Annotated in this window: 8 protein-coding genes; 4 read left to right on the top strand and 4 right to left on the bottom strand. The window is 35.5% G+C overall.

All coding sequences use genetic code 11. The features are described from left to right. Positions 1-116: 116 nt before the first annotated feature. The 3 genes from HH304_RS03475 to HH304_RS03465 form a co-directional block, all read right to left on the bottom strand. Positions 117-665 (bottom strand): hypothetical protein, encoded by a 549-nt coding sequence (locus HH304_RS03475; protein WP_169678068.1) that lies wholly within the window; start codon positions 663-665, stop codon positions 117-119. A 124-nt stretch (positions 666-789) separates the two neighbouring features. Continuing rightward, complete coding sequence (locus HH304_RS03470; RefSeq protein ID WP_169678067.1) at positions 790-2,700, bottom strand: tetratricopeptide repeat protein; 1,911 nt, start codon at positions 2,698-2,700, stop codon at positions 790-792. 186 nt (positions 2,701-2,886) lie between these two features. Beyond that, positions 2,887-4,491, bottom strand: coding sequence for a sulfatase family protein (locus HH304_RS03465; protein ID WP_169678066.1), 1,605 nt, complete (start codon positions 4,489-4,491; stop codon positions 2,887-2,889). Positions 4,492-4,658: 167 nt separating this feature from the next. Between HH304_RS03465 and HH304_RS03460 the strand changes: the two genes are divergently transcribed. The 3 genes from HH304_RS03460 (at position 4,659) to HH304_RS03450 (ending at position 8,767) form a co-directional block, all read left to right on the top strand. Beyond that, on the top strand, positions 4,659-5,405 hold the full coding sequence (locus HH304_RS03460) for an ester cyclase (RefSeq protein ID WP_169678065.1): 747 nt from the start codon (positions 4,659-4,661) through the stop codon (positions 5,403-5,405). A 143-nt stretch (positions 5,406-5,548) separates the two neighbouring features. Further along, on the top strand, positions 5,549-7,177 hold the full coding sequence (locus HH304_RS03455; RefSeq protein ID WP_169678064.1) for a serine hydrolase domain-containing protein: 1,629 nt from the start codon (positions 5,549-5,551) through the stop codon (positions 7,175-7,177). 201 nt (positions 7,178-7,378) lie between these two features. Further along, positions 7,379-8,767 (top strand): T9SS type A sorting domain-containing protein, encoded by a 1,389-nt coding sequence (locus HH304_RS03450; protein WP_169678063.1) that lies wholly within the window; start codon positions 7,379-7,381, stop codon positions 8,765-8,767. A gap of 103 nt (positions 8,768-8,870) precedes the next feature. Here HH304_RS03450 and katG read toward each other — a convergent pair whose 3' ends face one another. Next, positions 8,871-11,150, bottom strand: coding sequence for a catalase/peroxidase HPI (gene katG / locus HH304_RS03445; protein WP_169678062.1), 2,280 nt, complete (start codon positions 11,148-11,150; stop codon positions 8,871-8,873). 315 nt (positions 11,151-11,465) lie between these two features. On the opposite strand from katG, the gene HH304_RS03440 reads away from it, so the two are divergent. Continuing rightward, entirely contained in the window at positions 11,466-12,893 is a 1,428-nt protein-coding gene (locus HH304_RS03440) for a DUF1214 domain-containing protein (RefSeq protein ID WP_169678061.1), read from the top strand. The last annotated feature ends 36 nt before the right edge of the window (positions 12,894-12,929 follow it).

Below are 12,929 nucleotides of genomic sequence, written 5' to 3'. Positions count from 1 at the left end.
CCATTGAAGCTTAATATACTTCAAGCAATTAATTTCATGATAACCGTTCATGTAATTGGTTAAGATGACATTATTATACTAATGTTCGGAATGCAATCACAAACTTTTAAAACTTGCTATTTTTGAGGATTACATGATTCATTATCCTTTTTAGCTTTCAAATATAATTTCATCCTTGCCAGGATTTCATTTAGCCGATTAGACAATTTTAGTCTTACCTCCTCAGGATACATGATGAGATGAATATGAAATGGACGGCCATCTGAATAGTATGCCTCTGGTTCGAGAAATGTTAATACCAACCTTTCTTCCACAATATTGACTTCATTTAACCAAAGAAGCATTGACTCCATTGCCACCACATTTATAACATCCAATAGCTCATTTTCCTGATCCAATTCAACTATGCTACTATATATACTAACAGTCGCTGAGTCTATATTTTCATGATATGTAAACCGAATGGAGTCTTCAGAAAACGTAAAATCGCTTTCATCATAGCTATCTGAAACTACTATTTGACCTATTTCCTCAGTTAAAAGGTTTATTTCATCAATTATTGATTTAGATATAACATGAGGAGCCTCAACCCTCTGTGCAGATAATTCCAAAGTAAAAAATAATGCTATTGTCACCCAATAAAAAATCCTACTAAAAAAATACATAATATAAGGTTGGTAAAAAAGTGTTTAAATATTAAAACCTAAGGTAAGATAACCTTTTAATTATAAGAAAAAAACACCCAAAATTAATGGGTGCTTTATCACTCTTATTCACTATTTATGGCATTTATTGCAATGATAATGGTGTTTGAGGCATAAATCTTTCAAGATCATTCATTATGATTACGTTCTTATATTTGTCGATTTCACTTTCTATCTGAACAGCGATTAAATTCTTAGTATTTTCGTCAACAGCTATTGTATAATCAACCGGTACGGTAATCACATCTCCTTGATCGTTTTTTCCTTTTACAAGCATACCTCCTTTGTAGGCTGTCCAGTTTTTATCCTCCTCTATAACTGTATCCAAATCACCTTTGATAGTTACATTTTCTCTCAAAACATAGTGAGTAATGTGATCCATATATTGCCAATTGTCAAAATTATATTTATCAGAACATTTAAAAAGTCGATTGGCATACTCTCCTACTTTCTTTCCAATCTGAGTTTGAATATTTTGAAACAAATTAAATGGCAATCCCAACGCATGGTCTACATCATCTACAGCAAAATCTTCATAAATCAAAATCTCATGAACATTGAGATCTCCTTCAAAAAAGCAATGGTTACTTAAGCCTGAAGTATAATTAGATTCTAATGCACCATATCCTTCAATTGAAAATTTATTTGTAGTAAGTGTCCAGTATCCGGAAGTATAAGCAGTAAAGACAATTCTAATTCGGTCTGTATTCTTAAATTTTTCATTTGAGATGAATACATATTCACCCTTCTTATTTTCTGAAGAGACACCTCTAACTGTAACTGATCCGTCATTCCTCAGGTTAACATACATTGCTGATCCCGGACTCAAAGATGTTCTCAATTGAATTGGTAATTCCATTGTAGCCAGATCCTTTCCTTCAGGAATTGATACATCAATAGAAAATGTTTTTCGTGAATGAAACTTCTTGTCATCTGTAGCCTGACCTCTGTATCCAAAATCAGGAAAAACCCATTTACTATAACCGCTTGCCGGTTGATGTGAAAGAGTAAAGTACCCTTCATTTGGTATTATCCTTACTCCCTCATTTTTTGAGTCTTTACTAAGTACTTGGGCTACTTCTTGCCTGTGGCTCTTATTAAATTCATATTTATCATAATAATTAAATGTCTTCTCACCATTCATTTGTTCAAAATCTGACTCTGTAGGGCTTCCCCAATAATAAACAGGGATGCTTACAAAATCCTTCCCAAATTCACCATCAAGTTTATCATGAGGAATTTTGTCATAAAGCATTTTGACTCCATACTTTTCAATCTCCTCATATTTCTCCTGTGCCAATTTATTCCCTTCTTCTATCGCCTTTTTATACAATATTTGGGCAATGCTCAAATTTTTGTTCATTCCCTGGCCATATCGATACATATCTGCCAGATTCTTGTATCCCCAATGATTTCCAGCTAATCCGGCTTTTTCAAAGCAATATTTTGCAGATTCATAGTTTTGTTCTACACCATTTCCATTTAAATAGGCTATGGCAATACTATTATATGCTTTCTCATAACCCTGATCTACAGCCTTTCTAAAATATTGCATAGCCTTTTCATAATCCTGTTCAAAGCCCTTCCCCTTTTCATACATAATCCCAAGATTATAAGTACTCATTCCATGGCCCTTTTCTGAAGATATACTCCACCACTTATATGCTTTCTCGTAATCAGGATTAATATTTTCTCCAGAAAAATATTGATACCCCAAATTATTAATAGACTTTAAATGCCCTTGCTCAGCTGCAAGCTCATAATAGTGTAAAGTTTTACTAAAATCAGACTCAACTCCTCGACCATGCAAATACATTTTAGCCAGATAAAACTGCGCTTCTGCATCTCCTTTATTAGCATTCTTTTTTATCAGATCATAATTCTTGTTATCATATAATTCCTTATAATCCTGAGCATAACCATTAAAAAAACAAAGCATAAAGACAATGCCGATTAATGGAAACCTTTTGTAATGAAATGAAATAGATTTTTCCATGGTTATCTAATCTATAGTGAAATGGTATACTTTATAAAAAATCCCAATGCGGGAATTAATTGACTTAAAAAATCTTAACCTGTATCTAAGCAACAAATTAAGTAGAAGGACCTACTTATGTCAATACCTCAAAAAGCGTATATTCAACTAATAGAACTACTATTTAATAGTTAAAAAACTTATTAACTACTCATCAAAAAAATACTCTTTACCATTTTTAGTAGTGTAGAAATAATATATCATGGGTGGCCACATTGGATCCATATTATTAGCTGCCCACTGGTTAAATTCTTTAGAAAGTTGGTTAATCACCTCTATATTTTTTTCATAAACATCACTCCTCTCATATGGATCGGATACCAGATCAAAAAGAACAGAATCTCCATTTGATTCATTCCATGCTAATTTCCACCTTTGATCTCTGACCGCTCTGTTATTCCCCATATCGAAAAATATGTAATTATGCGGAAATGTATTCTGATTTATATGCCTTACAAGATCTGCACCATCGTAAATTCGGTCATCTGGTAATGAAACACCTAATGCCTTAGCAGAAGTAATAAAAAGGTCAGTTGAGTGAACTACCGGCTTAAAAATCTGGCCACTTTGAATCTTTCCTGGCCATTTCATAATCATTGGAACTTTAACTCCTCCTTCAAAATTTGTAATCTTCCCTCCTTGATATGGCCCGTTTGATGTCGTCAAATTAAATTCAGCCCCTCCATTATCACTGATAAGCAACACCAAGGTGTTTTTATCCTCGCCTATATCTTTCAAATGATTTAGCAATTTACCAATTTCATCATCAAGGCTTTTTATCAAAGCAAAATGAACACGTTTTACCATATCTTGTTCAGAATCAAACATTCTAACATACTTTTCCGGAGCCTGCAATGGTGTATGAGGAGCACTATAGGACACCCACAAATAAAATGGATTGTGTTTGTTTGAGTTAACAAAATCTATGGATTCTTCAGTGATGGCACCAGTCAGATACCTGTCTTCTTCAATAACTTGATCGTTTATACGTATTGCCTGTTGTCCTTCCCTTTGTCCTTCCCAAATATACTCGTCAGTAAAATCCTCAGGGATTTTTTGCTCAATATACCCTGGGGTATTTTCATGAATATATAAACTATGCGAAGAGTAAAACCCATAAAAATGGTCAAATCCAAAAGCATTTGGAGAGTTATTTTCCTTTTTACCTAAATGCCATTTACCAATATATCCGGTATTATATCCGTGTGCTTTTGCCACTTCTGCAAAAGTCAACTCTGATGAAGGAAGTCCTATATTATCAATAAATTCTTTTGTAGGTACTTCAGTCTGATATTGTGGTTCCCAGGGATCACTATTTATTAAATACTTGAAACCAAGGAATTCTAACCTGTTCTTCAAATATCTGTCATGCAATTGATGTTCATATCCAAATCTTTGATTGTACCTCCCTGTTGCTATTGCTGCTCTTGACGGGCTACAAACAGGGGCAGTAACATAGGCATTGCTAAATAAAACCCCTTCATTTGCTAGTCTTTTAAGGTTTGGTACTGAAACCGGCCCTTCACCGTAAAGATCAGTATCTGCTATGCTCAGGTCATCAACGGTAATCCAAATAATGTTTGGAGAAAGACTGTCTTTCAATTGAATATTAACCTGACTCAAGTAGTTCGCTTTTCCTGCTAGTAAACTATCATTTACAACAAGTTTAAATCTTTCACTTTCAAGAGGAAGAAGTAAATACCCAACTAATGAGAAAACAATTATGATTAACAGCCAAACTTTTATTTTCATGAATACAGGTTATTCTTAGTCTTATACAAAATATAGATGACCAACCTGATGTCCAAATTCAACATCTAAATAAATATCATGGTGTTTAAATAAATTGCTGAAGGGATGAATTATTGTTAAATTACTATACACTTCCTTACCACGTATTCAAACAACAATTGATAATCATGAAAACCACAATTTCACTCCTTACCACATTGGTTTTCTTCCTGATTAGTTGCAGCCAACCGGAAGAAAAAAAAGCTATTGATGCAGTTGACCCAATCAAAGCAAATGATGAGATCCTTAACAATGGTAACCTCAATTATGCAGACCAGATTTTTGCAGATAATTATCGTGATAAAGGCCCCACAATAATTAAAGAGTATGCCAATGATATGCGAAATGCTTTTCCCGACCTAAAGGTATCGGTTGAAAATAAAGTAATTGACGCTAATACTGTTGCCTGGGTAAGGCATCACACAGGAACACATTCTAAACCATTTCGAGGATTTATGCCTTCAGGTGATAAACTTGAATGGGAATCAGTAATCATCGCAAAACTTAATGATGAAGGCAAGGTGACTGAAGAATGGGGAGCTTCAGATATTTTTCAAAAATTAAGTGAGCACTCACTAAATGGAACATATCAGTATCTACCTCCTTTGGAAGGCTATTGTGTTGTCAATGGAAAAAATTTCATCTGGACAACTTCAAATATAGAGACTGGAGTTAAACTCTCTGAATATGGCAAAATGAATCAAAATGGAAAGGAAACGGAATTCACAATTGAATATTCTAATCTTCCTGATCGGGTAGGTTCAACATTCACAACCAGAATGAAAGAACCCTCAGGTGACACAATCAATTGGGAATTCCTAAATGAAAACAAGGAAGTTACAGGAAATGGTAAGGCTTTAAAAGTCAAAAACTAAACAAAAAAATTATTATAATTCACTATTGAATATCATGGTTGTTTAACTTTGTTTTTAAAATTCAAACCACTAACTTAAGTAGTTTCAGAGCTTATATTATACTTGCTCTGGAACTATTTCTTTTTAGATTTGAATTCCAAAAAATGAAAAAGCAACTCCTCATTACTGCCCTTTTAATAGTATTTTCAGGTCAATTTCTTTCAGGTCAAACACTACATCTAGATAGCCTTGTATCGAAAATTGATGCTCTGGTACCAAAACAAGTAAATGATACAACTCCTGGATTAGTAGTAGGAATTTCACATAATGGAAAGTTGATATTTAGTAAAGGATATGGAATGGCAAACCTTGCTTATAAAATTCCGAATGATCCTAAAATGGTATACAACATCGGTTCTGTAAGCAAACAGTTTATTGGTTATGCTTTTGCTATGCTTCATGTTAATGGTGAACTTAATCTGGATGACCCAGTCAGTAAATACCTTAATGATTGGCCTGAATTTGACGAGAAAGTCACATTAAAACATGTACTGACACATACCAGCGGATATCGCGAAGCCTACACCATCTCAAATCTGGCAGGAAGGGAAATAGGAATAGATCGATTATCCCAAGAGGAATGCCTGAATGTAGTCCGCAGGCAACCTGCCCTTGAATTCACTCCCGGGTCAAGACATACCTACAACAGTACTGGGTATGTAATTCTTGCCAAGGTTCTTGAAAATGTCACTAACACACCTGCTGATGTCTGGGTAGAAGAAAACATCCTGAAACCTTTAAACATGAATGACACCCAAATTGAAAGTTATGTTGGAGAATTAATAAATAATTCCGCAGAGTCTTATTCTTACATTTATAATAAAGGCTACCTTAACCACCATAGCAACAGGGCAATATTTGGTGCTGCTGATATCTACACTAACCTCGAAGATCTGACTAAGTGGATAAATAACTACAAAACCGCTGAAATTGGAGGTCCTCAGGTAAAAGAACTTTTTTTTAAATCATTTATTCTAAATGATGGCAATGATTCTGAATATGCCTTGGGAATTAGAAATAGTACATATCGGGGTATTAAACAAATCTATCACACCGGAGGACATGAAGCATTTTCTACACAAGCCAGTTATTTTCCTGATTATGATTTAGGTATAATAACTATTTCGAATTTCGGTGGACAAGGCATGGTAGATGTTTGGGAAATTGCAGATATCATTCTATCCGATCATTTAAAAGACGTAAATGAAACTTCCACTGTGAAAAATGGAAAGAATAATGAAAAGTTTGCTGGCCTCTACCTTTCATCATCTAAAAACAGAACAATAGAATTTAAAGAAAGCGAAGGTAAGCTTTCGACATATAATAATGATCCATTAATACCTATCGATGATAACTCATATACTCTTAAAGGATGGTCAGGCAAATTTAATTTTCAAACAACAGACAATAAAACAAGCCTAGAAATAAATAATATGGGAGTAACTACATACCAAAAAGTAGATCCATGGAGTCCGAAACTTCAAGACTTACCAGAATTTGAAGGCAAATTTTGGAGTGATGAAATTGAATCCAGCTATTCACTTGAAATTAAGGATGATCAATTAACCGTAACTCATCGATGGTTAGAAGAAGTGCGCCTATCTCCAGTAACCCAAGATATATTTAAATCAGGGGGAATATATGTTCAGTTTATAAGAAATGATAAAAATGAGGTCTCAGGTTTGATGGTCCATACTCCCAGAACTATTAATGTTTACTTTGAAAAATTATAATTAAAAGTTCAGCCTACAAGTTCATCACTATCATAACTACAACACCCTCAATTAAACCACTCATTATCTTAAACTTATATTCAAAAACACTTTGAAATTTTGAGAAGTCTGTTATCTTTATATAAGGTTATCTGAATATGAAATGCTGTTGGTAAAGTGGAAAATAACCGTTTAAAAATCTTTTAACTAAAACCAATTGGCATGATGAAAAATAAACCTACCACTAAAATTAGTAAAGGAATTATCCTGTCTGCCTTTTTATTCTTTTCACTTTCTATATCAGGATATTCACAATGTACCCCTACAGATTGTTTATCGACATTACCTCCTTATGGCGGCGTTTGTGACTCATCATTTGTAGATGGCAATCTAAATCAGGCATATTCAGATTTTGAATCATTTCATATCACAACTGCCTGTTTTGATGCCGGTGAACTTGATCCGGGCCTTTCAGGGTATAATATTATAGTAGATCGCATTGATAATTTCATGTTTGATGGACTTCCGGCAGGTTTGTCAGCAACAACTGACCAGGATTTTTATACTTCGCCTGGTAATGGTTGCATCAGCATTTCGGGAACACCAACAGAAGCCGGGCAGTTTGCAATAATCGTTGGATTACAAGCTGATGTAACGCTTAACAATTCAACCTGCGACATTCCTACGGCCGCTCAAAATGATAATCAAATAAGCTTACCATTGAAAATAGTTATTTTACCTAACGCATCTTTTACCATACCAGAAACTTCATTTAGTATTTGTGCTGATGCTGTAACACTTACTACTACAGGTACTACCGGTGGTACATTTTCCGGACCTGGTGTCACAAATAACACTTTTGATCCAAGCGTAGCTGGGGTCGGCACCCATACGCTAACTTATACAGTTTCATCACAACAAGGCAACGCCATTGCGCCGGCGTCAAACAGCTCTACCATTGAGGTAACTGTTACGGATACTCCGGTGATGGGCACTGACACTCAATCTGCTTGTGACTCTTTTACATGGATAGATGGTAATACATATACTGAAAGTAACAATACCGCTACTTTTAATATTGAAGGAGGTGCTGCAAATGGATGTGATTCTTTAGTTACTCTCAACCTAACCATAAATAAAGTCACTGACTTAACTACTTCCACGGATGGCTCAACCATTACTGTAAATAATGATAATGCGACTGTCCAGTGGTTGGATTGCGGTAATAATTATTCCATAATTCCTGATGAAACAAATAAATCTTTCACTCCTGAAAGTTCAGGAATGTATGCTGCCGAACTAACCGAAAATGGGTGTAAAGACACCACTTCATGTGTTGAAGTTAATCCGCTAGGCATTCTGGAAAATGATTTTGGCACCGACCTGATAGTATATCCAAACCCTACAGAAGGAAACTTCTCAATTGACATGGGTTCTTATTACAAAGAAGTTGAAATAACTGTTTTTAATATTGAAGGAAAACTTATTACCAGAGAAAAATTCAGAAAGCAACAAACCATAGGATTAAATATACAGGGCAATTCCGGAGTTTATTTAATCGGAATTGATGCAGATAATAAAAAAGCAAAAATCCGGATTCTAAAAAAATAGCATTATTACCGAAATACACTGCTATATATTCGTTGTCATTCTCTATAAAAAAACCGGTCTTGTTCAAGACCGGTTTTTTTTTAAACATTCCAGAAACCAAATATTAGTTTTGAGGATAGATCAAGTCAAATCTGTCAAGCTTCATTACTTTATCCCAGGCAGCTACAAAGTCTTCTACAAATTTCTTCTTTGCATCATCACTAGCGTAAACCTCTGCCAGCGCTCGAAGCTCAGAGTTTGACCCGAATATTAAGTCTGCCCTTGTAGCAGTATACTTCAATTGCTGAGTTTTTCTGTCAAACCCTTCAAACAGCTCTTTATCTTCAGTTTTAGGCTTCCACTCAGTACTCATATCAAGCAAGTTGACAAAAAACTCATTTGTCAACTTATCATTAGACTCTGTAAATATCCCATGCTCAGAACCATCATAATTAGCATTTAGAGCCCTCATACCTCCAACAAGCACTGTCATTTCAGGTGCAGTTAGTGTTAAAAGTTGAGCTTTATCAATCAGTAGTTCTTCAGTTGAAATAGTATATTTTGTTTTAAGATAGTTTCTGAAACCGTCAGCCATTGGTTCCAGCAAGTTAAATGATTCTACATCTGTCATTTCCTGAGTTGCATCCATACGGCCCGGTATAAATGGAACAGTTACAGGGTAGCCAGCATTAGCTGCAGCTTTCTCAATTGCCGCATCACCTGCAAGAACAATTAAATCAGCCATTGAGATTTTTTTCGAACCTTTATTCTCATTAAACTCCTTCTGAATTCCTTCATAAACCTTTAACACCTTTGCCAACTGCCCAGGGTTATTAACTTCCCAATCTTTCTGTGGTGCCAATCTTATTCTGGCACCATTAGCACCTCCTCTTCGATCAGAACCTCTATATGTTGAAGCTGAAGCCCAAGCTGTCGTAACCATTTCACTTATAGACAACCCTGAATTCAATAATTTTTTCTTAAGACTTACAATATCAGCACTATTCACAAGTGGGTGATCTACAGCCGGAATTGGATCTTGCCAGATTAAATCTTCTGCTGGTGCTTCAGGTCCAAGATAAGTTGCCTTTGGCCCCATATCTCTGTGGGTCAGTTTAAACCAGGCTCTTGCAAATGCATCATTAAATTGCTCCGGATTTTCATAAAATCTTCTTGATATTTTCTCAAACCCTGGATCTTTGATTAAAGACAAGTCTGTGGTAAACATCATTGGTTTATGCTTTTTATTAGGATCATGAGCATCAGGCACCATCATTTTTGTTTCTTTTGGTTCCCATTGATGTGCACCGGCAGGACTCTTAGTCAGAACCCATTCATGCTCAAAAAGATTATAAAAATATAGATGGCTCCATCTTGTTGGTGTTGATGTCCATGCTCCCTCCAAACCTGAAGTGATTGCATCACCACCTTTACCTGATTTATATGAGTTTTTCCATCCAAACCCTTGTTCTTCAATAGCTGCGGCTTCAGGCTCAGGTCCTACATTTGAAGCATCGCCGGCACCGTGAGCTTTACCTAAGGTATGTCCTCCTGCAATAAGTGCAACAGTTTCTTCATCATTCATTCCCATTCGACCAAAAGTTCTGCGAATATCTTCGGCAGCGAGTAATGGATCAGGCACACCATTTGGTCCTTCAGGGTTAACATAAATCAAACCCATTTGTACTGCGGCAAGTGGTTTCTCCAGGTCGTCATTCTCATCACGACGCTCATCAGCAAGCCATTTCTTCTCCGAACCCCAATAAACGTCCATTTCCGGTTCCCAAACATCTTCACGACCTCCTGCAAAACCAAATGTCTCAAAGCCCATATCCTCCAGAGATACATTACCAGCAAGAACCATTAGGTCTGCCCATGAAATCTTCTTGCCATATTTTTGCTTAACAGGCCATAATAGTCGACGAGCCTTATCAAGATTTGCATTATCAGGCCAGCTATTGATCGGGGCAAATCTCTGTTGACCGGCTCTAGAACCACCTCTACCATCGGCAGATCGGTAGGTTCCTGCACTATGCCATGCCATTCTGATAAATAATCCACCATAATGCCCCCAATCTGCAGGCCACCAGTCTTTGGAATCTGTCAGTGCAGCTCGGATATCACTCTTTAAGGAATCATAATCTAGACTATTAAATGCCTCGATATAATTGAATTCCTCATCCATTGGATTAGAAAGTTGAGAATTCTGGCGAAGAATACTCAAATTCAACTGATTTGGCCACCACTCTGAGTTACCTGTTGCCTTCGCATTAGATAAACTTTTTTTTGTAGCACCCGATTTAGCATCAGTATAACTCTCATCCTGAGCAGGATCACCATTTTGGCAGGATGTAATAGCTACCACAAAAGCTATAAAGAGAATAATAAAACTATTTCTTTTCATCTATTATTGATTTTACATGTTGTTAATTCTTATGCAATGATACATCCAAAACACGCTATAGATCAAATCAATAATAACTATACTGACATAGATAAAATCTATAAAAATTATCCATAAAACAATTCTATTGTAAAGAAATATGGAGCCTCTCACCCATAAATAAAAACAATGCTATATGATAAAAAACACTACCTGGTGCAACCAAAATCACCCGAAAGATTAGGTGTATTGACTAAATTCATTAAAGATATTAAGAAACAGAGGTTCTAATTTATAATCACCATATCATCTTGATATACTTTAAAAACCAGCACTATGAAAACTCTAATCAAACCCTTGCTTTTATTGATGTTTACTTTAATAATCAGTTGCAATTCATCACAAAATAACAAAGTCAATTACGAAACAGATGAAAATGGTTTCATTGTATTATCTGATGAAGAAGTTGAAGACATTGTAAAACGATCTTATCAGTATGTCGCCATGTATAATGTAAATCAAAAAATGGCATTGGCTGAAGAAGGCATGACCACACGTGGTTATAACAAAGGATTTAAGAACACAAACCTGCTTGATCATACTGCAAGGTTCATTGCCCGGCCAAATAATGATGTCTTATACCAGTTAGGAATGTTGGATCTTAGGCAAGATGCCATTATAATAGAGTTTCCGGCAATAGATTCTAAATATGTTTCTCTAATGGCTACAGGGTATGATCATTATGTTAATATTCCATTATCTACTGTAGATGGAGATTTTAAAAAGCCTACAAAAATCCTGTTTTATACTGAAAGAACCAAAAATTATGATGGCATTGATATCGATGGTATTGATGAAAAATTTTTAATGACTGGAGACTTTATCTCACTAGTATTACGCGTCATGCCTCATGCAAATGAACCTGAAAAATTCAAAAAAATATCTGAACAAATCCATGAGATCAGAGGGCTCTCACTTTCTGAATATCAAGGTAAAAATCCAGTAAAAACACCTGAAACAAAATTCCCTTCTTATGGAAAAACTGATGCTGACATTTTTGAAAATAACCTTCTGGAAGTAATGCAATTTGTATTCAATCACACCACTTTTGACCCTAATTTCGAATTAGACAAAGCAGTTCTTGACCGATATAAAAAACTGGGTGTTGAACCAGGTAAGGATTATGATCCGGCAACAACTGCTAAAATCGATGGCAAAAAGTTCAAAGAAGTTTCTTTAAAAGTTAAAGATGAAGCTTTTGCAGTATTCAATGACCCGGTGAAGTCTAAAGAAATATCAAAGAAGATGTTTCTATTAAAAGGATCTGCCGGTTTGGATGCCATACTAATGCCTTCTGTTGTCGGGCCAATAGGTCAGCCGGCAAAAGAGGCACTATATCCTCCTGTACTAACAAAAGACGGATCATCATTAAATGCAATGAATGATTACAAGATCAGTCTATCCAAAGAAGAATTACCTCCTGCAAAAGCATTCTGGTCATTTACATTATATGATAAGGAAAACGGCTTTTTCATTCCAAATGACCATAAAAAATACAGCGTTGGCGAAAATTCAGGCATGAAACTCAATGAGGAAGGTGGAATTGACATATATATATCTGCAGAAAAACCTGAAGGTGTACCAGAAGAAAATTGGCTACCGATAAATAGAGAAAATCTGGAGATGGATATTATTCTACGAATTTACGCACCTGACCTGGAAAAAATGAAAGATTGGAAAGCTCCTTTAGCAGAAAGGATTTAAAATTCAAACTATGAAAACCCCGGTTTATTTACCGGG

The organism is Marinigracilibium pacificum (assembly GCF_012926615.1).
GTDB lineage: Bacteria > Bacteroidota > Bacteroidia > Cytophagales > Cyclobacteriaceae > Mangrovivirga > Mangrovivirga pacifica.
The sequence above is the reverse complement of the archived record's forward strand: the minus strand, read 5'-3'. Positions and strand labels throughout refer to the sequence as shown.